Source organism: Veillonella magna DSM 19857 (genome assembly GCF_000428745.1).
Lineage (GTDB): Bacteria > Bacillota > Negativicutes > Veillonellales > Veillonellaceae > Veillonella_A > Veillonella_A magna.
The window spans coordinates 1-25,204 of record NZ_AUAN01000014.1 but is presented as its reverse complement, the minus strand read 5'-3'; the positions used below and the strand labels follow the sequence as shown (position 1 = coordinate 25,204).

At 45.8% G+C, this 25,204-nt stretch carries 20 protein-coding genes, 1 pseudogene and 1 riboswitch; of the genes and pseudogenes, 18 read left to right on the top strand and 3 right to left on the bottom strand.

All coding sequences use genetic code 11. From position 1 onward, the window contains the following. The first annotated feature begins 49 nt into the window (after nucleotides 1-49). The 7 genes from dat to G344_RS0105770 all read left to right on the top strand — a co-directional run bounded on the left by dat (nucleotide 50) and on the right by G344_RS0105770 (nucleotide 7,681). On the top strand, nucleotides 50-904 hold the full coding sequence (dat, locus tag G344_RS0105800; RefSeq protein WP_028255387.1) for a D-amino-acid transaminase: 855 nt from the start codon (nucleotides 50-52) through the stop codon (nucleotides 902-904). Nucleotides 905-906: 2 nt separating this feature from the next. Beyond that, nucleotides 907-1,404 carry a hypothetical protein gene (locus G344_RS0105795; protein WP_028255386.1) on the top strand — a complete coding sequence of 166 codons (498 nt, stop codon included), beginning with the start codon at nucleotides 907-909 and terminating at the stop codon, nucleotides 1,402-1,404. 324 nt (nucleotides 1,405-1,728) lie between these two features. Then, nucleotides 1,729-1,833: riboswitch (SAM riboswitch) on the top strand. A gap of 63 nt (nucleotides 1,834-1,896) precedes the next feature. Further along, the gene (locus G344_RS0105790; protein WP_028255385.1) at nucleotides 1,897-2,943 is read left to right on the top strand and encodes a methionine ABC transporter ATP-binding protein; all 1,047 of its coding nucleotides are present in this window, start codon (nucleotides 1,897-1,899) and stop codon (nucleotides 2,941-2,943) included. Next, nucleotides 2,924-3,577, top strand: a complete 654-nt coding sequence (locus G344_RS0105785) for a methionine ABC transporter permease (protein WP_028255384.1) — start codon at nucleotides 2,924-2,926, stop codon at nucleotides 3,575-3,577. The genes G344_RS0105790 and G344_RS0105785 overlap by 20 nt, the downstream gene beginning before the upstream one ends. Nucleotides 3,578-3,725: 148 nt before the next feature. Next, on the top strand, nucleotides 3,726-4,526 hold the full coding sequence (locus G344_RS0105780) for a MetQ/NlpA family ABC transporter substrate-binding protein (RefSeq protein ID WP_028255383.1): 801 nt from the start codon (nucleotides 3,726-3,728) through the stop codon (nucleotides 4,524-4,526). A 291-nt stretch (nucleotides 4,527-4,817) separates the two neighbouring features. Beyond that, on the top strand, nucleotides 4,818-6,080 hold the full coding sequence (dcuC, locus tag G344_RS0105775; RefSeq protein WP_028255382.1) for a C4-dicarboxylate transporter DcuC: 1,263 nt from the start codon (nucleotides 4,818-4,820) through the stop codon (nucleotides 6,078-6,080). A gap of 305 nt (nucleotides 6,081-6,385) precedes the next feature. Continuing rightward, a complete protein-coding gene (locus G344_RS0105770) occupies nucleotides 6,386-7,681 on the top strand; it encodes an amidohydrolase (protein WP_028255381.1) in 1,296 nt (431 codons plus the stop codon). A gap of 84 nt (nucleotides 7,682-7,765) precedes the next feature. On the opposite strand, the gene G344_RS0105765 is transcribed toward G344_RS0105770, so the two are convergent. Then, a complete protein-coding gene (locus G344_RS0105765) occupies nucleotides 7,766-9,073 on the bottom strand; it encodes an SLC5/6 family protein (protein WP_038155076.1) in 1,308 nt (435 codons plus the stop codon). A 230-nt stretch (nucleotides 9,074-9,303) separates the two neighbouring features. On the opposite strand from G344_RS0105765, the gene G344_RS0105760 reads away from it, so the two are divergent. The 6 genes from G344_RS0105760 to G344_RS0105735 all read left to right on the top strand — a co-directional run bounded on the left by G344_RS0105760 (nucleotide 9,304) and on the right by G344_RS0105735 (nucleotide 17,500). Beyond that, the gene (locus tag G344_RS0105760) at nucleotides 9,304-10,230 is read left to right on the top strand and encodes a LysR family transcriptional regulator (protein ID WP_028255379.1); all 927 of its coding nucleotides are present in this window, start codon (nucleotides 9,304-9,306) and stop codon (nucleotides 10,228-10,230) included. A gap of 121 nt (nucleotides 10,231-10,351) precedes the next feature. Next, nucleotides 10,352-11,551 (top strand): methionine gamma-lyase, encoded by a 1,200-nt coding sequence (gene megL, locus G344_RS0105755; RefSeq protein WP_028255378.1) that lies wholly within the window; start codon nucleotides 10,352-10,354, stop codon nucleotides 11,549-11,551. Between the two features lie 310 nt (nucleotides 11,552-11,861). Continuing rightward, nucleotides 11,862-15,401, top strand: coding sequence for a pyruvate:ferredoxin (flavodoxin) oxidoreductase (nifJ, locus tag G344_RS0105750; protein ID WP_028255377.1), 3,540 nt, complete (start codon nucleotides 11,862-11,864; stop codon nucleotides 15,399-15,401). A gap of 248 nt (nucleotides 15,402-15,649) precedes the next feature. Further along, nucleotides 15,650-16,018 (top strand): MerR family transcriptional regulator, encoded by a 369-nt coding sequence (locus G344_RS0105745; protein ID WP_028255376.1) that lies wholly within the window; start codon nucleotides 15,650-15,652, stop codon nucleotides 16,016-16,018. A gap of 144 nt (nucleotides 16,019-16,162) precedes the next feature. Beyond that, nucleotides 16,163-16,954 (top strand): trans-2-decenoyl-ACP isomerase, encoded by a 792-nt coding sequence (fabM, locus tag G344_RS0105740; RefSeq protein WP_028255375.1) that lies wholly within the window; start codon nucleotides 16,163-16,165, stop codon nucleotides 16,952-16,954. Nucleotides 16,955-17,029: 75 nt separating this feature from the next. Next, complete coding sequence (locus G344_RS0105735) at nucleotides 17,030-17,500, top strand: peroxiredoxin (RefSeq protein ID WP_028255374.1); 471 nt, start codon at nucleotides 17,030-17,032, stop codon at nucleotides 17,498-17,500. 273 nt (nucleotides 17,501-17,773) lie between these two features. On the opposite strand, the gene G344_RS0105730 is transcribed toward G344_RS0105735, so the two are convergent. Then, nucleotides 17,774-18,727, bottom strand: coding sequence for a 2-hydroxyacid dehydrogenase (locus G344_RS0105730; protein ID WP_028255373.1), 954 nt, complete (start codon nucleotides 18,725-18,727; stop codon nucleotides 17,774-17,776). A gap of 128 nt (nucleotides 18,728-18,855) precedes the next feature. Between G344_RS0105730 and G344_RS10800 the strand changes: the two genes are divergently transcribed. The 5 genes from G344_RS10800 (at nucleotide 18,856) to G344_RS0105705 (ending at nucleotide 24,554) form a co-directional block, all read left to right on the top strand. Next, entirely contained in the window at nucleotides 18,856-19,575 is a 720-nt protein-coding gene (locus G344_RS10800) for a BUD32 family EKC/KEOPS complex subunit (RefSeq protein WP_051245792.1), read from the top strand. 246 nt (nucleotides 19,576-19,821) lie between these two features. After that, nucleotides 19,822-21,261, top strand: a complete 1,440-nt coding sequence (locus G344_RS0105720; protein WP_028255372.1) for a [FeFe] hydrogenase, group A — start codon at nucleotides 19,822-19,824, stop codon at nucleotides 21,259-21,261. Nucleotides 21,262-21,543: 282 nt separating this feature from the next. Continuing rightward, nucleotides 21,544-22,557 carry a TRAP transporter substrate-binding protein gene (locus tag G344_RS0105715; protein ID WP_028255371.1) on the top strand — a complete coding sequence of 338 codons (1,014 nt, stop codon included), beginning with the start codon at nucleotides 21,544-21,546 and terminating at the stop codon, nucleotides 22,555-22,557. Between the two features lie 115 nt (nucleotides 22,558-22,672). After that, complete coding sequence (locus G344_RS10795) at nucleotides 22,673-23,296, top strand: TRAP transporter small permease (RefSeq protein WP_071838098.1); 624 nt, start codon at nucleotides 22,673-22,675, stop codon at nucleotides 23,294-23,296. After that, a complete protein-coding gene (locus tag G344_RS0105705) occupies nucleotides 23,283-24,554 on the top strand; it encodes a TRAP transporter large permease (RefSeq protein WP_028255370.1) in 1,272 nt (423 codons plus the stop codon). Before G344_RS10795 ends, G344_RS0105705 begins: the two co-directional genes overlap by 14 nt. Before the next feature lie 207 nt (nucleotides 24,555-24,761). Here G344_RS0105705 and G344_RS11995 read toward each other — a convergent pair. After that, a pseudogene (locus tag G344_RS11995) lies at nucleotides 24,762-25,204 on the bottom strand (hypothetical protein); the annotation flags it as partial.

Below are 25,204 nucleotides of genomic sequence, written 5' to 3'. Positions count from 1 at the left end.
GAAGGCCATTCATCAGGAAATGGAACTGGTTAAGAGAGGTGTATGTCGGATGAAAGAATTAACCTATTTTAACGGCGAATTTGTGGAACCCGGTGAAAAATGTGTAAGCATTGATGATCGCGGATATTGTTTTGGTGACGGTGTATATGAAGTGACCCGTGTATATAACGGTCGTTGCTTTGCCTTTTCCTATCATCAGGATCGATTGTATCGTTCCATGCGTGAAATGGATATTCCTGTAAAAATGCCGCCGGATGATTTACAAGAGCTACATGAAATTATGATTGAGCAAAGCGGTATTACCGATGGCTATATCTATTTGCAGATTACTCGCGGCGTATCGCCGCGTCATCATGCGTATGATCGCTCCAAGCTGGAGCCGACCATGCTTATGTATATTCGTCCCATTGAAGAAGATTTGAGTAAGCTGGCAGCCGGCGTAAAAGCAATCAGCTTACCGGATGAACGTTGGCTTCATGTGGATATTAAAACATTGAATTTGATTCCGAATATTTTGGCGCAGACGAAAGCAGAAAAGAAATTTGCGTACTCCGCTATTTTATTCCGTGATGATGTATGCACCGAAGGGGCCACATCAAATGTGTTTGCTGTGAAGGATGGCATTTTATATACGCATCCGGCGAATAATTTAATTCTGAAAGGGATTACCCGCCAGATGATTGTTACTAAAGTAGCTCCGTCATTAGGCGTTACGGTTATTGAAAAGGCATGCAGTCGCGAGTTCATTGAAAATGCGGACGAATTATTCTTTACGGATACTATCGGCGGGGTTATCCCGATTACTAAGCTTGATCGCAAGCCGGTAGGCAATGGTGAACCGGGCCCTGTGACTATGCGCCTTCGTGACGGGTATGAGAAATTATTGCATGAAGGTATGGCATAAGCATGGGTGTTAGAACAATTACAGGGACGGCAGTCTTGCTGGCCGTAGCCCTGTTGGCGCAAGCGTTGCGTCTTTTTGTACCGATTCCCAATACAGTGAGTATGTTTCTCATCGGTACAATCGTAGGCCTAGCTATGGTTATGGCGACTTGGCGATACGGCACCACTTCAGGATTAATCATCGCATGGGTGACGCCGGTAGTAGCTTTTATGCAGGGAATGTTGCCTTTCATGCCATTTATTCCCATTGTGGGATTAGGTAGTAGCGTCTTTGTGCTGTTGGCCTATGTTATGAAAGGTCGTAATAGCATCTTGGCAGCTATGATCTGTGCGTTGGGGAAGGCAGCGGTATTGTACGGAGGCTTTACTATCCTGTTTATGGGGATACACATCGGTGGACCGATACGTACGGCAATTCTTTTTTCCATGGGATGGCCACAGCTGGTAACCGGTGTTTTGGCAGTACTCTTTGCGGCTCTTATCGATCGGCGTGTCGGTTAATCCTTGCGGCTCATGGCTGGTAACGATGGTGATTCAATCAATTACCATTGATGTTAATGCTAGTGATGTTACTATGCAAACGATATGCATCCTGAACTGCCCTCAATTATTAGACGTTACGTGTAATAATTGGGGGCAGTTCATCGTTTTATTGGGGATTTAAGAAGCTATAGCAAGAAGATACCTTTGCCGGACTGCCACATGTATATTCATAGTTGCAAAGAAGGAATAAACATATGCAAAAAACAACAGGAAAATAAAACGGATGACTATTGACAGTATACTTTAAGAATGATATGCTTTTATCACAGCAAAATTATATATGGTTCATCAAGAGTTGACTGAGGGACTGGCCCTATGAAGTCGCGGCAACCATCCGTAAGGAAACGGTGCCAATTCCAACAAAGCAAATGCTTTGGCAGATGAAGATTACGGTAGCTCTTCATTTGTGTGTGAAGAGTTTTTTTTATTGCGTAAAAGGAGAGTGTTCATATGATTGAACTGACTCATATCAGTAAAGTCTACGACGGACCTAATAAGGTAACAGCACTCAAGGATATTAGCTTATCCATTAAGGAAGGCGAAATCTTTGGTGTTATCGGTCAATCCGGTGCCGGTAAATCCACGTTGATCCGTTGCATCAATATGCTGGAACGCCCTACATCGGGCTCTGTCCTGGTGGATGGTGTAGAAATGACAAAGTTGGACGGCAATGCACTACGCGAACAGCGTAAAAATATTGGGATGATTTTCCAACATTTTAATTTGTTGTCCTCCCGGACGGTATACGAAAACGTAGCATTTCCTTTGGAATTGCAGGGCATGAGCAAGGATGAAATTCGTCAACGCATTTTGCCTATTCTTGATATCGTAAAATTGAGTGATCGATTGGATAATTATCCGTCGCAACTATCCGGTGGTCAGAAGCAACGTGTTGGTATTGCACGCGCTTTGGCCAGCAATCCGAAGGTATTGCTTTGCGATGAAGCTACCTCGGCATTGGACCCGCAGACGACAAAATCCATCTTGGAATTGTTGAAGGATATTAATGAAAAGCTAAAGCTTACCATCGTTCTCATTACACATGAAATGCAGGTTATCAAAGAAATCTGCGATCGTGTAGCTGTTATCGAAGGGGGCATTATTATTGAAGAAGGTCCGGTATTGGATGTCTTTACCGCACCGAAAGAAAAAACAACCCGTGAATTTGTAGGCTCTATTATTAGTCACAAATTACCGGAAGAAGCATGGCGTCATCTAAATGTGCAAAAGGAGTGGCATGACGGCTTGTGCCCGCTTATCCGTCTGAACTTTACCGGTGACGTGACGGATGAACCGATTGTAGCCGGTATGATTCGTCGCTTCGGCCTTGATGTGAGCATTCTTTTCGGCGGTGTTGATTACATTCAGGATACCAGCTTTGGTCATTTGATTATTGTGTTGAACGGGTCCCGTGAAAGTGCGGAACAAGCAGTGGCGTACTTAGAAGGGCTTCCTATTAAAAGTGAGGTGATTGGCTATGTCGCAGCAAATCATTAATCTTTTGATTCAAGGCTTGGGCGAGACGCTGCAGATGACGGCGATTTCTACTATCGTGGCAATGATTGTGGGCATACCGTTAGGTGTTGTTTTGGTTATTACCGGGAAAGGTCATATTTTATCCAATAAGGCTGTTAACTCGACCTTAGGGGCGGTAGTAAATGCATTGCGCTCCATTCCGTTTATTATTTTGATGGTAGCCATCATTCCTTTAACCCGTCTTATTGCGGGTACCTCTATCGGTACGACTGCAGCTTGTGTGCCGTTGACGATTGCCGCTATTCCTTTCTTGGCGCGGTTGGTGGAAACCTCGATTCGTGAAATCAACAGCGGTGTTATTGAAGCAGCACAAGCTATGGGGGCTTCGCCGTTCCAGATTATCCGCAAAGTATTGTTGCCGGAAGCATTGCCGACAATTATCGATAATGTAACGGTGCTCATCGTTAACTTAATCAGCTACTCCGCTATGGCCGGTGCTATCGGCGGCGGTGGCCTCGGGGATATCGCTATTCGCTACGGCTATCAGCGATTCCAAGGGGATGTTATGTTGGCGACCATTATTATCCTCATTGTTTTGGTACAGCTCATTCAATCCATCGGTGATTTCTTATCCCGTAAGGTGAATAAGCGTTAATACGAGAAAAGAAAAAGAGAAAAAGTAAAGAGAAAAAGTAAAGAGAAAAAGTAAAGAGAAAAAGTAAAGAGAAAAAAGAGAACCTTGTGTATATAGAACCGGAGATAAAAAGTCAGAGAGTTTTTCGTAAGAAAGAAGGAGTTTGGGTATGAAAAAATTAGTGTTAGCATTGACTCTAGTAGCATCCTTTGCGTTGCTTTTGGCCGGATGTGGCAGTTCCGGCAGTGACAATAAAGAAATTACTGTCGGTGTCACTGCAGGACCGCACGCACAGGTAATGGACTACGTGGCTAAAGAAGCGGAAAAGCAGGGGTTAAAGGTTAAGGTTGTCGAGTTTAATGATTATGTTCAGCCTAACCGGGCGTTGGAAAATAAGGAGCTTTCAGCAAATTCCTTCCAGCATCAGCCGTATCTTGATAACATGGTAAAAAATGGTGGCATGAAGCTTGTATCTATCGGCAAAACGATTCTCTTGCCGATGGGGTTATATTCCAATAACTATAAAGATTTAACAAAAGTGCCGAACGGTGCAACCGTAGCGATTCCGAACGATCCGACTAACGGCGGTCGCGCCTTGCTCTTGTTACAGCAGGCCGGACTTATTACTTTGAAGGATGGCGGTTCGCCTAAATCTACGGTAGCTGACATCACAAGCAATCCTAAACAGTTGCAGATTAAAGAACTGGAAGCAGCACAGATTGCTCGTTCCTTGAATGATGTGGACATTGCTTGCGTAAATACGAATTACGCGTTAAATGCAGGTCTTAATCCATTGAAGGACGCCGTTGTTGTAGAAAGCAAAGACTCTCCGTATGCTAACGTCTTTGTCGTTCGTGAAGCCGATAAGGATAACGAAACTATTAAGAAGCTCCTCGCTGTATATCAGTCTGAGGGAACAAAAAAATTCATTGAAGATACCTTTAAAGGATCGATTATTCCTGCCTTCTAATACTAAGTAGGGGTAGGATAATGTAAAGGATCGACCGAGATACCCGGCATAGTTTTTTCGTAAGAAAAGATGCTGTGAAGTTTTCTCGGTCGGTCTTTTTTATTGCTTTTAAACATACAGGAAGTACATAAATGAATCTATGATTGCATTATTAGAATGCTTTTACCGCTGTAAAATACATTCATTCTATAGAACTTAAGATACATCCATGATACAATACAATTAATGATATAAATATTCAATTAATGTTTATTTATATTCTTTTTAGTTTCTTTCAAGTGGAGGTGTGCTATGGCATATTTCGGTGGTTTAGTAGTACTGTTAACAATTATAGGTATTGTTAAAAAGTACGATGCCCGGTTGGTGCTCTTGGTGGCAGGGACATTGATGGCCTTTGCCGGTGGACAACTGGGCGGCATGGTTACAGCTTTTAATAAAACTATGGTGCATGGTACCTTGGTGCCGACGATTTGTACGGTTATGGGCTTTTCTTTTGTTATGAAATATACGGAATGTGATAAGCATTTGATTCATTCCTTATCCGGAGTTATCACGAAGAGTCATGCTATTATTATACCGCTGGCTATTTTGCTGACGTGGTGGATTAACATTGCTATCCCCAGTGCGGCCGGTTGTGCTGCTGCAGTAGGAAGTATTTTAATTCCCACGCTAATCGGTGCCGGTGTGCATCCGGCAATGGCAGGCTCCGCAGTCTTGGCCGGTACTTGGGGCAGTGCCATTAGTCCGGGGACCTCGCATAATCCTTTTATTGCCAAGCTGGCCAATGTAGATGTTATGACGGTTATCATGAGCGAAGCACAGCAGGCCATTATTGCCTCTCTGGTAGTGATTGCGGCGTTGACTATTATTGCTATTATCCGCAAGGAAGGGGCAGAAGAAAGTCGCCGTGAAGCATTGCTGAAAGAGGAAGAAGCGACTATCGGTAAAATAAAAGTTAATCCGTTATATGCACTGGTACCGTTAGTACCGCTTATTCTCCTCGTATTGGGAAGTAAATCGGTTGGCATCTTACCGACGATGGGCGTATCTGAGGCCATGCTTATTGGTTGTGCGTTGGGAATTATTGTAACGCGCTCGAATCCACAAGAAGTGACAAAGGAATTCTTTAACGGTATGGGCAGTGCATACGGAAATGTTATGGGCCTTATCGTAGCGGCCGCCGTATTTACCTTCGGCATGCAGTCGGTAGGGCTGACACAGTCGTTGATTGAGGTGATGAAGGGATCCGAATCCATTGCCAAAGTGGCCGGTGCCTTTGGTCCTTTTGCCATTGCCATTCTCAGCGGTTCCGGTGATGCGGCGGCGTTAGCGTTTAACGGAGCCATTACACCGCATGCAGCTAACTTCGGTATGACGATTATTGACCTTGGTTCCTTGGCACAGATTGCCGGTGCCGTAGGTCGTTCGGCTTCGCCGGTAGCCGGGGCGGCTATTGTATGTGCAGGACTGGCTAAGGTATCGCCGGTAGAGTTGACAAAGCGCAATATTATTCCTATGCTATTGGGGACGATTACGTTAATTTTCTTATTCTAAGTTCTAAGAAAAGGAGTAAGAGTATACACTATGTAAGCGTATAAAATAGTTAAACGTGTAAGCGCATAGACCATGTAAGACTATGTATGGTTTATGATTATAGATTACGTATACGGTCGTTTATAATTATAGCGCGTATACATGGGGAGGGGATGGCAATCCGCCTCCCTTTTAACTGTAGATGGCTATGAGTATGACAATGGCTATGAGTATGACAATAACTATTACAATGATAATAACAGAGGACTGTCGGCGGGCAGCCCGTAGATTGATATAGTCCGTCGATTGACAAAGGAGAGATACCCATGAACAGTATTGAATTTGCACAGAAAAATAAAGATCGGTTTATTGCTATGCGTCGTGATTTACATAAGCATCCGGAACCGGCCTGGTTGGAATATCGCACGGCAGCTATGGCAGCAGACCGTTTGACAGAGCTTGGTTTCACTCTTGTTGTAGGTGAAGAGGTGGTCAAAGCAGACTCACGCATGGGTTTGCCCAGCCGAGAAGCGATGAAGGCTGCTATGGATCGAGCCATTGCAGAAGGCGCCAATCCAAAGTGGGTAGAAAAGATGGGCTACGGCTTTACCGGCATGGTAGCTACCATGCAATGCCAACCCGGCGGTCCTGTGGTTGGCTTCCGTGCAGACATCGATTCCAATGATGTGATTGAGTCCGATGATCCCGGCCATTTTCCTAATCAAGAAGGTTTTGCTTCCTGCCACCACGGGGCTATGCATGCTTGCGGCCATGATGCGCATTTGACGATGGCGTTAGGTTTGGCCGAATATGTAGCCATGAAAAAAGATACCTTGAAGGGAACCTTCAAACTTATCCTGCAACCGGCCGAAGAAGGGGTGCGCGGTGCAAAAGCTATGCGCGATGCCGGTGTAGTGGATGATGTAGATATATTTTTCGGTATGCACATTGGTTTTGATAAAAAGTTATCTGGCTGCCTGGCTTGTATGAATCCGGGCTTCTTGGCTACCACCAAGCTGGATGCTACGTTTACCGGATACTCTTCGCATGCCGGTGGGTCACCGGAACTCGGTAAAAATGCGTTGCTCGCCGCTTGTACGGCAGCACTTAATTTACAGGCCATTTCCCGTCATTCTCAAGGAGCATCGCGCATTAATGTAGGAGTTCTCAATGCCGGTACGGGACGCAATGTAATTCCTGATACGGCAGTGCTGAAAATTGAAACCCGCGGTGAAACAACAGAAATTAACGATTACATCAAAGAAAGAGCCTTACAGATTTTGAAAGGCGCTGCCGTGATGTACGACATATCTGTGGCTACCGAAGAAGTCGGCGGAGCTCCGGCAGGGCAGAATACGGAATCGTTGGCTTTGGAAATTCAAAAGTTGGCACAGGATAGTGGTATTTTCAAAGATGCACCGCTGGTATATTCCGGCGGTGGTAGTGAAGATTGTGCCTTTTTCCTGGAACGCGTCATAGCGAATGGCGGTCGCGGTACCTATATGGTACTCGGATCGGCGATTCCCGCACCGCATCACAATCCTAAATTTAATATTGAAGAAGTGGATATGATTAATGGCATTGCCTGGTTAGGCCGAGTAGCAGAGACATATCTTAAATAAATAAAACGACCGTTGTACCTAAGGGGAGACCCAAAGGACAACGGTCGTTTTATGGTTAGTAAGAGTATAGGTGTAGGAGTTATTTTATAAATAAGGAGAGGCGGATAACAGCAGTCCCGCAGCAACGATGAACCAGAGTGTAGCTCCTTTCAGTTGCGCCAAGGCCGGTACTTTATATACCAAATATACAGGTAAGAAGCAGCCGAGAATTCCCATGATAGGACCCATATAGGTGAGCAGGCGAATGACGGGAATGTTAAGATATACAGCCAGCCAAGATACGGCTACGCCGACGATTAAAGTAACCACAGCAACGAGGCGATAGTGCATATCCGTTGGTGTTATGAGGCGGCGCAATAGATTGAGGAGCATACCGCGGAAGCCTTCTTTGAATGCCAGAAAGACGCCGAAAAAGGCAGTGGTGATGGCAAAAATATTCAGCAATAGGCTCAGTACCTTTACTGTATCGCCATCAATTTCACGAGCAGCAATGGCCAAGGCGGAAATATTTTGCTCCGCAGCCATGACGGCTTGATCATGGCTCATGGCAAAGGTAAAGGAAAGCGCGAAGAAGAAAACGGCAGTAAATAAAATAGCGAAAGAAATGTTCATGGCACGCAATGCCTTATGTCGTGCTACCGCGATTGATCGGTGGTGAGCGCGATAGGAGATAACCATGGGACTTAAGGTTTGCATAAATAAAATCGAGGTCAATGTGAGCGGTAACATGTGAAAGGCTTGATAGAGACCATCGGTTACCGAAGGAAGGGAAGAAATATTTTGTAAGGACCAATACGGTGCCATGCATAACCCTAAGATGATGATGGCAAATAGTTTGGTAATGACTAGGCCGGTAGAAATTTTAAAAATTAATTTTTCTCCTTGGGCAGCCAGTGCAACCAAAAGAATAATAACGCAGAGTCCGTACCATGGGTTCGAGGCCAATGAAGTATCGGTGACGTGAAATGTATATAAAAAGGCAGCGCTGTCATTGGTGATTGCTGTAGAATAACAAAAGAGACTTATAACAATCATAATGAAGTAGAGCAGCCCTAAGAGGAGGCCCCAATTTTTTCCTAAGTATTGCCCGATGACTGTCGGGTAGTCCTCACATTTCGGTGACAAGGCCAAGGTGTTGACGAAGAGGCGCTGAAATAAATACAGTGCCGGGTAGCCGATAACGGCAGATAGTAAATAGACCCATAGACCGACGACACCAACTTGAACCGGTAAAAAGACAATCCCTGCACCGATAGCCATGCCGATACTCATGATAATCCAACCGCGATCGATAGCATCAAAGCGAATGGCTTGCTGCCACTCATGGGCAGACATAGTCTTTGATGTTGTTATAGGTGGTGAAGCAGGTACTGCAGACGTATGAGAGTTCATGGATAGTCGCCTCCTTTAAAATGGCTGGTAAGTAAAACGCAGGTACTGAAAATAGAAAAAAAGGTTTGAAAATTAATACAGTTTATTTATACTTAAGGTAACATGAATAATGTATGCTGTAAAATAGAAGTCAAGCCTGCAGTTATATAGAGAAAAGTTATGACGATGAAAAATCAAGACAACTTGCATTGTGTAAAAGGTGTCGCTGACTGTATAAGGAGGACGTACGTATGACATTGCAACAATTACATTACATAATCGAGATTGCTAAAAGCGGTTCCATTACAGCGGCAGCGGAGCGATTATTTATTTCGCAGCCAAGTTTAAGTAAAGCCGTAAAAGAGATGGAACAAGAATTGGGCATACTTATTTTAAAACGCAGTCGTCACGGTATTGCCTTCACCGCACAAGGATTGGAACTCCTATCCTATGCGTATCGCGTGACCGAGCAGATGGATGGCTTATACAGTCATTTTTTAGGGGAAGAGGAGACGTCTTCCTTAGCATTGTCTATTTCATCACAGCACTATATGTTTCCAACGGATGCGTTGCAACAGATGATTACCAATTTGGATGAGAGTATTACTTCCTATGCTATTACTCTTCGTGAAGGATATACATCCGAGGTTATCGAGGATGTACTGACACAGCGCAGTCAAATCGGTATTTTATATTTATCGCACGGCAATGAGCGATTTTTAACGCGTCTCTTTCACCAGAAAGGAATTATTTTTACACCACTAGGTGAGTATACGCCTCAGATTTATATCCGTAAAGGGCATCCGTTGTCTTCCCGTACATCGGTGTCCATTCATGAGCTGAAAAAATATCCGTATATACAATATGATCAGCGATCGGACTCGGAGCAATATTCGGAGGAAATTGTGTTTGCTGATAAAGTATCGACTAAACAAATTTTTGTAACGGATCGCTCAGGTATGCTCAGCGTAATCCGTACGACAGATGCGTTTAACATAGGAACGGGATGCATTTGTCCTGACATGGTGGGCGAGGATATCATTTCGATTCCCATCAGTGGTTGCTTTGACACAATGACAATCGGACGCATTCATTTGCGCAATGCCATCCTCGATGAGGCGGTTCAACAATATATTGCATGCCTTGATGAAGCGTTACGGCGTTGTCATCCGGTGTAACTGTAACGTTCCATAGTTTAAAGCTATGGAACGTTACAGTTTATGAATATTAGTAAAGAAAACTCCTTCATGATATGCTGAAATCAAGAAACAACCCAGTATGTTGAAGGAGGTATTTATTATGAAACGCAATACATTGGTTAAACGAGGATTTGCAACGAAAGCCATCCATGGAGGACACAGTGAAAATACATTCGGAGCATTGACGGCGCCGATTTATCAAACCTCCACTTTTATTTTTGATTCTGCCGAACAAGGGGGCCGCCGGTTTGCCTTGGAAGAAAACGGATATATTTATTCTCGTTTGGGAAATCCTACATCGGCAACGGTGGAAGAAAAATTAGCTTTACTGGAAGGAGCCGAAGATGCCGTTGTTACCGCCTCGGGAATGGGGGCTATCTCATCGGCGTTGTGGACGGTGCTCAAATGCGGTGATCATGTATTGGCCAGTGATACTTTATATGGTTGCACCTTTGCCTTGTTGATGCATGGGCTGACAAAGTTCGGTATTGAAGTAACCTTGGTAGATATGAGCGATCTTGATGCGGTGCGTAAGGCATTGCGAAAAAATACGCGCGTTGTGTATTTGGAAACGCCTGCCAATCCTACGTTAAAGCTCATTGATATTAAGGCGGTAAGTACGTTGGCTCATGAAGCATCGAATGCCATGGTTATGGTAGATAATACATTCTGCACGCCTTACATTCAACAGCCGTTGACACTGGGCGCCGATGTAGTGCTTCATTCCGCTACAAAATATTTAAACGGTCATGGTGATGTGATTGCCGGAGCCGTGTGTGGTACTACAGATTTTATTACCCAAGTGCGACTGGTGGGCATCAAGGATATGACGGGATCCGTATTGAGCCCGTTTGATGCCTTTTTGTTGGCACGAGGCATGAAAACATTACAACTGCGTATGGAGCGCCACTCCGCTAGTGCGCAGAAGGTAGCTGAATTTTTGGCACAGCATCCGGCAGTGGCAAAAGTGAATTATCCGGGCTTAGCATCGTTCCCGCAATACGAATTGGCTAACAAGCAAATGCGCTTGCCAGGAGGGATGATTTCTTTTGAACTGCAAGGTGGTTTTGAAGCGGGCAAGGCCTTATTGAATCACGTAGAGCTATGTCGATTGGCCGTATCCTTGGGTGATGCGGAAACATTGATTGAACATGCTGCGTCCATGACGCATTCTACGTATACTAAGGAAGAGTTGGCGGAAGCCGGTATTAGCGAAGGCTTAGTACGGCTCTCCGTAGGGCTGGAAGATCCGGAGGATATTATTGCTGATTTAACACAAGCCTTGGATGCCTGTCGTTGATTGCAGGGCATGTCGGTGGATTGCGTACACATGAATAAATAAAAATGATAAAAAAGCATAATAAGTATCTTGTATACAAAGAGGACTTTCGATGTAAGTGGTAAATTATATACTATAGGCATTTGAATTATGTGGTTATGTAATTTTCTTTCTTTGGTTTTGGATACGGTCGTAACTGGGTAATCGGATGCGCGCATATTCCGATGACCGTGGCTGTAGGGTTGCAGCATTGGTTTGGCGAGTCACCGGGATGTAAGGTTTATTGGTTTGTTGTAGTAACGGCAATAGGTATTGCCGGAGGAGGATTCGTATGCGTAGAATGCAAACAATGGACGGCAACTATGCAGCTGCCTATATTTCCTATGGTTTTACAGAATTAGCGGCGATTTATCCGATTACACCATCGTCTCCGATGCCGGAGTTGGTTGATGAATGGGCAGCCAAAGGCAAAAAGAATATGTTCGGTCATCCGGTAAAGGTAATTGAAATGGAACATGAAGGCGGGGCAGCCGGAGCCGTTCACGGTGCGCTGCAAACAGGGACGCTGACTACGACCTATACGGCATCCCAAGGCTTACTTTTGATGATACCGAATTTATATAAATTGGCTGGTCAGTTATTGCCGGGCGTGATTCATGTAGCTTCAAGGGCGTTATCCACACATGCACTTAGTATCTTTGGCGATTTTCAGGATGTTATGGCTTGTCGTGCTACCGGCTGTGCCATGATGGTAGAAGGCAGTGTGCAGGAGGTTATGGATCTCAGTGCAGTCGCTCACTTATCGGCGTTAAAGGGACGGGTGCCGTTTATCAATTTCTTTGAAGGCTTCCGTACGTCCCATGAAATTCAAAAGGTGGAAGTATTAGGGTATGATGAGTTGAAGGATTTGGTGGATCAAGAGGCATTGGCGCAGTTCAGAGCCGGTGCGATGCACGTAGATAATCCCAGTGTGCGCGGTGCCCTTGAAAATGATGATGTGTACTTTGTTCATCGAGAAGCGCAGAACGGGTACTACAATGCATTGCCGCATATTGTAGAAGAATATATGCAGGAAATCAATGCCCGCACAGGCCGAGATTATCACCTGTTTACGTACACTGGTGCACCGGATGCAACGGATGTTATTGTCGCTATGGGATCGGCTACGCAAACCATTAATGAAGTAGTGCGAGAATTGGTAAAACGCGGTGAAAAGGTGGGGGCTATCACGGTGCATCTGTTCCGTCCGTTCTCGGTAGAGCATTTGCTGCGCGTCTTGCCCACCAGTGTACAGCGCATAGCCGTAATTGATCGCACAAAGGAACCGGGCTCGATGGGTGAACCGTTATTCTTGGATGTACAAGCGGCTATTGCACAAAGCGGTCGACAGGTTCGTGTTATCGCCGGTCGATACGGATTAGCCGGTCATGATGTGATTCCTGAAGACATAGTCGCCATAGTACGTAACTTACAATCGAAAGAACCACAGCACCCGTTTACAGTGGGCATTGTGGACGATGTCACTCATTTGTCACTGCCGCGAGGAGAAGCATTTGCCGCAGCCGGTCAGAAGATCAGGTCTTGTAAATTCTGGGGCTTTGGATCGGATGGAACCGTAGGGGCCAATAAAAGTGCGATTAAGGTAGTCGGCGATTTGACAGACTCCTATGTACAGGCGTTCTTTGCGTATGACTCGAAGAAATCCGGCGGTGTTACCATTTCACATTTGCGCTTTAGCGACAAGCCCATAGAAAAGCCATATCTGATTCGCCATGCCGACTTTATCGCTGTACATCGACAATCTTATGTAAACACTTACGATGTTATTGGTGATATTAAGGACGGCGGAACCTTCTTGCTTAACTGTACGTGGTCGCCGGAAGAATTGGAAGATAAATTGCCGGCTAGGGTGAAACGCATCTTAGCACAGCGGCACATTCATTTTTATATTATCAATGCGGCCGGTATTGCTGAAGAAATCGGTCTTGGCAATCGCATTAATATGGTATGTGAAGGTGCATTCTTCAAGCTTACCGATGTTATGCCTTTGGACGATGCGGTAGCCGCCTTGCGTAAATCCATTGAAGTAACATACGGCAATAAAGGCGATGCCGTGGTGGCTATGAACCGGGCTGCCTTGGAACGCGGCGTCAGTGAAGTGCAGGCTGTACCGGTACCACCGTCTTGGGCGGATGCTGTGGATGAAATTAAGGTAGAGGATACGGGCGTTCCGTTTGTGGATAGTATTTTGCGTCCTATCAACAGTCAGAAGGGATATGACTTACCGGTCAGTGCGTTTAAGGATCTCACCTTCGGCGTTATCCCACCGGGAACGGCAGCCTATGAAAAGCGCGGTGTATCGCTAACGGTACCGCACTGGATTAAGGATAATTGTATCCAGTGTAATCAATGCGCCTTTGTATGTCCTCATGCAACGATTCGTCCCGTATTGGCATCGGCCGATGAAGTAGCAAAGGCTCCCGATGGCTTTGAAACCGTACCGGCATTAGGGGCTAACGGATTGGAATTCCGCATTTCCGTGAATACCATGGACTGCCTCGGCTGTGGTAACTGCGCAGATATTTGTCCGGCACCAAAGGGGAAAGCTCTTGTCATGAAGCCCTTTGACGAAGAAGTAGTAAAGCAGCCACTCTGGGATTACGGTCTTAGTGTAGCGGATAAAGACAATCCGATGAATAAATTTACCGTGAAGGGCAGTCAATTTGAAACACCGCTGCTCGAGTTCTCCGGTGCTTGTGCCGGTTGCGGTGAAACGCCGTATGTTAAATTGATCACGCAGTTGTTCGGTGATCGCATGATCGTGGCCAATGCCTCCGGATGTTCCTCTGTATGGGGCAGCTCCATGCCAAGTAATCCATATACAGTTAATGCCAAAGGACAGGGACCGGCATGGGCCAGCTCACTTTTTGAAGATAACGCGGAATTTGGTTTCGGTATGTTCAGCGGTACGGATAAACAGCGCAAACAATTAGCGACTGTTGTAGAAACCGTATTACCGTCTTTGGATGGCGAAGTAAAAGAGGCGTTGACGGCTTGGAAGGATGGCATGTATGACGGTACCGATACGCGCGTGCGGGCCGATCGGGCCTTAGCGGCGGTAACGGCTGCGCTGGAAAGTCCTTCGATAAGCGATGCAGTACGTCAGGCATTGACGCATATTAAAAAAGAAAAGCGCCTTCTCGTAAAACCGTCGCAATGGATTGTAGGCGGTGATGGTTGGGCCTATGACATCGGTTATGGCGGTATCGATCATGTACTGGCTGCCGGCGAGGATGTAAATGTCTTGGTGCTCGATACGGAAGTGTATTCCAACACGGGTGGTCAAGCATCGAAGGCAACCCACACGGCAGCGGTAGCACAGTTTGCTTCGGCGGGTAAACGGACGAAGAAAAAAGATTTAGGCATGATGGCTATGTCTTACGGGTATGTGTATGTAGCACAGGTAGCCATGGGCGCCGATAAGAATCAGCTTCTCAAGGCAGTTCGCGAAGCAGAAGCCTATCCGGGGCCGTCACTTATCATTGCCTATGCACCGTGTATTAATCATGGGATAAAAGCAGGCATGGGCAAGAGTCAGGAAGAAGCACGGCGTGCTGTTGCCTGTGGCTATTGGGATTTGTATCGCTACAACCCGGCATTGCGTGGCACGGGAACAAATCCGTTCAGTCTGGATTCGAAGGAACCGACGGAAAGCTTCCGTGATTTCCTCATGGGTGAAGTACGTTACTCCTCGCTAGCACGTTCCTTCCCGGAAGTGGCGGAGGAATTGTTCCAAAAAACGGAAGCCGATGCCCGCGAACGTCGTCAATCCTATGTGCGTATGCAACAGGCGTTGGCACCGCAAGAATAACCTTACAGGGTACGTATCGTATGGCGTAGTGTAGTAGATGTAGTGTAATAGGTATCGTTAGATGTAGTGTTTATTATGGCGCATGTGTTATAAAGAAATCCTCGTAGAAGGCAAGGTAGATACTTGACTTGGAGTTAACTCCCAGGTATACAATGTAATCATAGGAAAATCGGAATCACATGATTGGGCCGCTTCCCCGCACGCCCGCGTGGCGATTCCGATTTTTTCGTGAAAAAGGGGGCGATGACATGACAATTGCAGAGGTAAGTAAACAATATGGATTATCGCAGGACACATTGCGCTACTATGAACGGGTGGGCATGATTCCGCCGGTAACGCGAACGGCCGGGGGGATTCGCGATTATCAAGAAGAAGACCTGGGTTGGGTAGAACTGGCGAAGTGTATGCGATCTGCCGGGCTTCCGGTGGAATCCTTAATCGAATATGTAAAACTGTTCCGCGAAGGCGACAGTACCATTGAAGCGCGCCGCGATCTTTTGGCGGAGCGTCGAGAAGAGTTGTTGGAACAAAAACGACAAATCGAAGAGACCTTGGACCTGTTGGACTATAAGATCAGTCGCTATGAGGAAGCTGTGCGAACGGGTATGCTTACCTAGCCAAAGAAGTAAAACGAATTGAAAGGCCGATGTTGTACTAATTAGACCTTTTACATTTTTTCTAAAAAAGGGTATACTAGTCTATATTGATATTCGTAGATATAGTATTGACTGGTCGCTGGACGGCCCGGAATGGAGAAGTAAATGGATTACAAAGGTATTTTGTATACGGTAGAAAACAAGATTGCTACTATCACTTTCAATCGTCCGGAAGTGCAAAACGGCTTTAACGTAGACATGTGTAAAGAAATTTTGGATGCTATCGAACGATCGGAAGCAGACAAAGAGGTACGTGTGTTGCTCATTAATGCAAACGGCAAAGTGTTTTCCGTAGGCGGTGACCTTACCGAAATGAAGCGTGCTGTAGAAGCAAATGATCAGCAGGCCTTGGTGGAAATTGCCGAATTGGTTATGCAAATTTCCTTCGCCATGAAAAAAATGTCTAAACCGGTAGTGATGAGCACGGATGGTGCGGTAGCCGGTGCGGCATTTAATATGGTTCTTGCTGCGGATATGTGCATCGCCTCGACTAACAGCCGTTTTATTCAGGCCTTTGTTAATGTTGGCTTGGCACCGGATGCAGGGGGGATGTACCTTCTGACCCGTGCCGTAGGCATCAATCGTGCCATGCAGTTAGCTATGACCGGTGAAGCGGTAACCGCAGACAAAGCCAAAGAATACGGCTTTGTGTATAAGGTGTGCGAACCGGAATTGTTAGAGCGCACTACGGCGCGCTTATGCACGCGATTGGCTAAGGGACCGGAGCTTTCCTTCAAGGCGATGAAGGAAATGATGTGGGCCAGCTTCTTTACAAACTGGGAAGAATACGTAAAGCTGGAAGTAGAATTGCAGACTTCGTTGGGCTTCTCCGAAGATTTCAAAGAAGGTGTGCGGGCTTACGCGGAACGTCGTCGTCCGAACTTCCAGGGAAAATAATCGCGAAAGACCGGGGATTTGATGATACACCGGGCTATGTGAGTTTGATGATGTGTAAAGAAATGAGGGATAGGCATGGCAGAAAATGTAGTGGGCACTAAGGTACCGGCGTTTTCCGTTCTTTCCGATGAAGGAAAAACAGTAACGGAACAGGACCTGCAAGGACAAAAGACAGTGCTTTATTTTTATCCGAAAGACAATACACCGGGATGCAGCGTAGAGGCGCAGCAATTTAACGAAGCCTATGATTGCTTAGCGGCAGCAGGCTACACTGTTATCGGCGTAAGTCGTGATACGGTGAAACGCCATGTTAACTTTAAAGCTAAATATGGTTTGCGTTTTATGCTGTTGGCAGATACGGAGGAAACCTTATGCCAAGCCTTCGGCGTTATGAAGGAAAAGAAATTGTACGGCAAGGTATCTATCGGTATCGAGCGCTCGACGTTTCTTATTGATGAAACGGGCACTATCACCGGAGAGTATCGTGGTGTAAAAGCAAAAGAGCATGTAGGTAAATTATTGGCCGACTTAGGCATAGCCGAGTAATGGCGCGTCTGAGGCACAGCGTACGTATGGACGGTGCATATCGCAGATGATTATCGTTTAGGTTTTATACATTGGGCATACTATGTGAGGCATATAGAAGCGATGGTGTGCACGTACTGACATAACATATAAAAAGGAGATGAAATCCCAATGGGATTCATCTCCTTTTGTTGTAGTATTTCTTGTAAAGAGTGCCTCTTAAGAGAGGTGTTGCATAGAACGACGACGCAGAGCGTCGATACATACGCAGTCATTTCCTTTAACGATAGTATATTATTTTACAAGATTTTGCGGCTTGCCACCCATCCACGCCGTGATGTTATCAAAGACGATGCCGGCGCGAATTTCCAAGGCCTCCTTGCTGGCGAAGGCAATGTGCGGTGTGACTACCGTATTTTTAGCATGGCATAACGGATGGGCCGGATCGATAGGCGGTTCGATTTCAAATACATCGATACCGGCAGCTGCCAAGCGACCTTCGTTAAGGGCATTGGCCAGCGCCTGACTGTCAACTACGGGACCGCGTGCTGTGTTGATAAGTACCGCAGTGGACTTCATGCTGTTTATGCGATCGGCGTTAACGAGGTTTTTAGTATCTGCTGTTAACGGTGTATGCAGGGAAACAAAGTCAGCGGTACGGAAGAGTTCGTCCAGCGTAACATAAGTAACGCCCTTGGCTACTAGGTCGGGCTTTTGTGTGCGACTGTAGGCGATAACCTTGCAACCGAAGGCTAAGGCAATTTCAGCAACGCGGCTGCCAATAGCACCGGTACCTACGATACCGAAGGTTTTGCCAAATAATTCAAAACCTACCAGGCCATCTTTGGTGCCGCTGTGACGAGTGCGGTCATCACAAGGAACAATGTTGCGAATCGTAGCGATGGCAAGTCCGAAGGCAAGCTCTGCTACGGCATTGGTGGAATAACCGGCAGCATTGCATACGGTAATGTTTCGTTCTTTGCAGGCGGCTAAATCAACATGGTCCACACCGGTAAAGGCAACGGACAGCATTTTTAGATTCGGGCAACGGCGAATGATGTCACCGGACAGAGGCTGGTTGGCCAACATGATGATGTCTGCATCTTTTACGCGATCGAATAATTTTGCTTGGTCGGTCTCTTTTGTAGTATAATAAACTACTTCGTGACCGGCTTTTTTTAGCGGTGCCGATAATTCATCTACCAACGTCGGTACCACGCCTAACGGTTCCATAATGACTAGTTTCATAGTACACCTCTCTCTGCAGTATGCTACTAAATTGTAGATTACATTATTTTTCTAATGTTATGGGTTTATTATAAAACAGTAATGGGACTGAGGGCAAGTTTGGAAAACAATAGAAAGGCAGTGAGCATATGACCAGGGATAGTCGCGGATTATATGATGCGGTGGCAGTAGCCTGCCGGATGAATGGAGATAAGCGAGTATTTCCTTTTACCTATGAAGGAAATACATATTTTGTTAAGCAGCATATGAAACACAAGCGTTGGGCGCTGCGTTGGGGAAACGATACATTTTTTCGTGAAGTGCAGCGCATGCAGGATGTGTATACACGGTTTAGATTGGCACCGGAGGTGATTATCGGTACGGCACAGTTTATGGTGACGAAGGCCGGTGGACGTCCGCTTAATGAAATTTTACGGCGCCCTGATGCCAAGGCGCTTATAACAGATGCTTTTTATGCGGCCGGACGCGGGCTGGCTACACTTCATGCAGGCGGTTATGTGCATGGAAGACCGGCGGCGCGCGATATTATTTACGATGAAGTAACAAAAGAGGTCGCCTTCGTCGATTGGGAAAATACATACACCATACCTTGGATTGACAATCGCTTCATAGATTTGTTCCTCTTTGTTCAAGGGTACTTCCGTGAAGAAATTGATAAACGCTATGCATTAGAAGCGGCTCTGGATGGGTACTGCAGTGTAACGGAAGGGCGACGACTGTATGAGCAGGTGCGCAAGTATGTACATGCGCATCGGACGATTTTTGAGTATATCGGCAAAACACAGACTACGGGCGGTGTTGATTGGCGGTCGATTGCTATGGCAGTGGCTCTCTTTCTGGCACGATGAAAGGGTACATTACACAGCTACAATGAGGTGATGTACCTAATAGTTGAGATAGATTATTAATGAAAAAGAAGTATGCGTCAAACAATGGCTCTATATGCATAAAAAGCATTTTTTAAAACGCTTTTTATGGGGTAATATAATGGTAACACGTACATCTCTCACGTGCGACTTACGGATAAGTCGATACAGAATGTCCGTCTATTATATACATAACTAGTATACCTGAATTCTTATGTGAGGTGCAAAATGAGTTTCGAAAGTCGATTCCAGCATATTGATCGCCGTGTGCCGATCGCTGAAGACAACATTGCTATTATCCATGATCTTGACAAATGTAAGAACTGTACGCTATGCCGTCGTGCTTGTGCCGATGTAATGAGCGTATTGGACTACTATGATTTAGAATCCACCGGTGACAATCCGATCTGTATTCACTGCGGTCAGTGCGCAGCCGCTTGTCCGTTCGGTGCTATGTATGAACGCACGGAGCTTGATGAAGTAAAAGCAGCTATTGCAGACCCGAATAAAATTGTCGTTATCCAGACAGCTCCGGCTGTGCGCGTAGGTATCGGCGAAGAATTCGGTTATGAACCGGGTACGTATTTGGAAGGCAAAATGGTTGGTGCTCTTCGTGCATTGGGAGCCGACTATGTGGTAGATACTAACTTTGGTGCAGACCTTACCATCATGGAAGAAGCCAGTGAGCTTATTGAACGCGTGTTACACGGTCACGGTAAATTACCGCAGTTCACCAGCTGCTGCCCGGCATGGGTAAAGTTCTGTGAAACCTATTTCCCGGAATATACGTCTCATATTTCTACGACTCGTAGCTGCATCGCTATGGAAGCGGCTGCATTGAAGACGTATTTTGCTAAAAATATGAATATCGATCCGGCTAACATTGTGTCCGTCAGCGTGGCACCGTGTACGGCAAAGAAATTTGAAATCCGTCGTCCGGAACAGAATAAATCGGCTGAATACTGGGGTCGTGACGATTTGCGCGACACTGATTACTGCTTGACTACTCGCGAATTTGCACAGTGGTTGCGCGATGAAAACGTAGACTTTACGGCAGTGGAAGACTCCGAATTTGATAAATACATCGGTGCAGCCAGTGGTGGCGGGGTTATCTTCGGTAACACCGGCGGCGTTATGGAAGCAGCCATGCGTACGGCCTATAAATTCATTACCGGCAAAGAACCGTCTCCGGAACCGCTTACTAAACTGGAAGCTGTTCGCGGTATGGACGGCGTAAAAGAAGCAGAAGTAGCTATCGGCGATAAGACCTTGAAGGTAGCTGTTGTTCACGGCGGTAAAAATATCCGCGACTTCTTGAACGAAATGAAAGCCAATGGCAAAGAATATGATTTCGTTGAAATGATGGCTTGCCGCGGTGGTTGTATCGGTGGCGGCGGACAGCCGCGTGTTAAGATGCCGGTAGCCGATAAAGTAAAAGGCGAACGCATCACCGGTCTTTATAATCACGACGCAGCTATGAAGCTTCGCTCCAGCTATGAAAATCCGGAAATCAAAGCGATTTACGAAGATTTCCTCGGTCATCCGTTGGGCGAATTGTCCGAACAGCTGTTGCATACGACATATGTTGATCGTAGCGGAGATCTCGGTGTACGCAAAGACGTAACGCCGGAAACATGCCCGACATCGCCAAAATTTAAAAAAGATTAATACATCGATTCCACTAGGTCGATTCTAATGATTACGTCCCCATAGATGGGTGTACACATCAGCTGTAATGCATGATGATGTTCATCGGTCTATGGGGATTTTTTTATGCTAAGGTCTATGGAATTTCTTTGCTATGGTCTAGGGGGATTTTATGCTGTATTGACATAACATACATGACTAAAAGGATTGATGAATGTACTACTGAGATGGTATAATAGAGCACAAGATGTACATTGAGAAAAAGCGATTGTATTTTTAGGTCAATAAGAGAGGCGGTAGGGTATGAAAAAGTTTCTTAAAGTAGCTATACTTATGACACTGACGGGAACATTGCTGGTTGGCTGTGGCGGGCCCGGCGACCAAAAGGCCGGAGCCGGTAAGGATACGACCATTAAAATCGGGCATGTAGAGCCGGAAAACCGATCCACACACCAAGCACTCGTTCATTTTAAAGAAACAGTGGAAAAAGATACTAAAGGTAGCGTGAAGGTAGAAATCTATCCGAACGGTGCACTTGGCGGTGACGTACAACTGACGGAAGCCGTAGCTACCGGCTCCTTGGATGCTGCTTTGCCGTCTACTTCGGTACTTACCGCCTATGCTGACGATTTTGGTGTACTGGACATGCCATACCTCTTCACCAGCTCAGAGGCGGCGTTCAATGCTATGGATGGTGAAGTAGGCGATTACTTTACTAAGAAGCTGGCGGAAAAAGGCTTGGTAAATCTGGGTTATACCTATAATGGACCGCGCAGTACGACTACGAATGTACGGCCTATTGCTAAGCCGGCTGATTTACAGGGCATTAAGATGCGCGTAATGGAAAGCCCTATTTTCATAGATTATTATAAAACGTTAGGTGCTAACCCGACGCCGATGAGCTTTACCGAAGTGTACACCGGTTTGCAACAGGGAACCGTGGATGCAGAAGAAAATCCGCCAAGCCTGATTTTGGCCAATAAGTTCTTTGAAGTACAGAAATACTTATCCCTTGATGAGCATACGCATAACTTCTTGGCGTTTATCATGAATAAGGGCAAGTTTGACTCCTTGTCTAAAGAACAACAGGATGCATTGGTAAAAGCGGCCAAAGCGTATGTAAAAGAACAGCGTGATATGGAATTAAAGGATAACGGTGAAGCGATTAAAAAATTGCAGGAAGCCGGCATGCAGGTGAACTCGTTGACGGCGGAAGAAAAGACAGCCTTCCGAACGGCATTAAGCTCCATGTATGATACATATCGTAATAAATTCGGTAATGATATCTTCGCAAAAGCTGAAAAATACAATAAATAGGTGACGAGGGACATGTGATTCGGTGGTGTGGCAGATTGCCTGTGACGAGGAGTACAGGCCGCGTCACACGCCGAAGGCATGTCCTTTATTAGTAATAAAAGAGAGGGGGATGCGCATGAAGCGATGGATAGCCTACTATGACAGCTTTGAAGAAAAGCTATTGATCATAAGTTTGGCGGTCATTGTGATTTTGATTTTATCGCAAATCATCATGCGAGCTGCATTCAATGCGTCCTTAGTGTGGTCCGAAGAAGTGGCGCGTTATATTTTTATTTGGCAAATATGGTTAGGAACCAGTGTATCGTATCGGCGTAAATCGCATATCAGTGTAGACATTATTTACAATATTTTTAAAAGCCGATTGAGTCATAAGATTATTCGCACTGTCATTGACGTGGTTTGGTTGGCCTTTAATCTATATCTTTTCTACGCCGGTGCCAAGTTGGTAGATTCCATGATTACCCGTCATGTACTGTCGGCGGGGTTGCGTTTACCCTTAGTGTATGTGTACGCTGCCTTACCGGTAAGTGCGGCTATCCTGAGCTTGCGCCTTATCGGTGGTATTATCGGTCACTGGCGAAGTGATGAACCGGATGCGCCGTTTGGCGGTGCTCGCTTGCAAGAGTGGTCACACAGTGCTGAGAAAGTCATCGTGGATACGGTACATACGGAAGATGCTGTAAGAGCCAATGAGACGGCGGGACGCGAAGGAGAGGTGAAGACGTATGGATGCCATTAGTTTATTCGGTATTTTTTTCGTGCTCCTCTTTATCGGCGTGCCCATCGGGTATGCTATCGGTATTGCTACGGTCATTACTATTGCCGTGTTTACACCCTTGTCGCCGATGATTATTGCCCAAAACGCTATTGCCGGTGTCGATTCGTTTCCGCTACTGGCCATTCCCTTTTTTATGCTGGCCGGCAACTTGATGCGCAGCGGTGGGATTGCCCGACGGTTGGTAGATTTTTTTCAGAGTATTATCGGTCATGTAACCGGTGGCTTAGGGATGGTAACCATTGTGGTATGTATGTTCTTTGCTGCTATCAGTGGATCGGCAGTGGCGACTGTATCGGCAGTAGGTGCCTTTATGATTCCGGAAATGGTAAAGCATGGTTACAGTAAATCCTTTGCTGCCGCCATCACCGCAGCAGCTGGCACCATAGGGGTTATCATTCCGCCCAGTATTCCCTTTGTTATTTACGGCGTCGTGGCCAATGCATCCATTACGAAAATGTTTACGGCCGGTATTTTGCCCGGCGTGCTCATGGGGGTAGCCCTTATGATCGTCTGTTACATTGTGTCGAAGAAGAACGGCTATGTGGGCAGTGACGAACGCAAAAGTGCAAAGGAAATTTGGACGGCCTTTAAAGAAGCCTTCTGGGCTATATTGTCTCCGGTGATTATTTTAGGCGGCATTTACAGTGGTATTTTTACGCCTACGGAAGCGGCTGTTGTATCTGTTGTATATTCGCTGATAGTCGGTGTTTTTATTTACAAGGAGCTGGACTATAAGGAAACCTATGCAGCCTTTCGCGATGCCATTGACGTAAACGGTGCTACTACCTTTATGATCGGGCTGTCTGCTGCTTTTGCGGTGCTCTTAACCTTGGAAAAAATTCCGCTTAAGATTGCTATGTTCATTACCGGTCTCAGTGATAACGGGATTATTATCTTGCTGCTTATCAATGCGTTCCTGTTACTGGTAGGGATGTTTATCGATAATATTCCGGCGACGATTATTCTGTCACCGATTCTTTTGCCGGTGGCGGTAAAGTTGGGCATGGATCCCATTACCTTTGGTGTTATGCTTACCATGAACCTGGCTATTGGGTTCTGTACACCGCCGTATGGAATTAATCTTTTTGTGGCTTCGGCGATTTCCAAGGTAGACATGGGATTGTTGTCTCGAAAGATTCTTTGGCCCATTATAGGACTACTGGCAGTGCTTGCCTTGGTGACCTACGTGGATCCGGTAACTATGATGTTTATAAAATAAAATGAAATGAAATAAAGCGATGTCCATATCTCTCAGAGGTCAGGTCTTGCGAATGAATATATAAAAGAAGGAGACTATCAGCAACGAAAGCTCAGTCTATCGAAGAGCGTTTCTTATGCTGATAGTCTCCTTTCTTCTTCTCGCTGGAAGAAAAAGGAAAAGAGGGGCACTCAGGTATCAACATGAGTGCCCTCTTAGTTATATGGGTTACAGTAAATGATGTTCTTTGGCGAGGTCGAGAATTTCTTGTTCGGATAAGGAAGTATATTTACTTATCAATTCGACAGGCACATTATTTTCTAACATAGATAAAGCAGTTTGACACAAGCCCTCTTTTCTGCCAGCAGCTTGTCCTTGCTTTAGCCCTTGACTCAGTCCCTCTTTGCGTCCAACGGCTAATCCCTCTTCGCGTCCGATGGCGATTCCTTCACGAATGCCATCATTATGTCGCACCAGTAACTCCATTTCGTAGGTCATATAGGCCACCTCCTGTGTTTCACTGAATTTTATATTAGTTAATTCTTCATCAATTTCTTTTACAAAGTCACCATGTACAGTATGGGTATGTATATATTGTAAAAGATAAAACAGGTCTTTATCAACCTCCGGATATTGATCCGGTGTAGCATCGGCAGTTCCTACCGTACTAT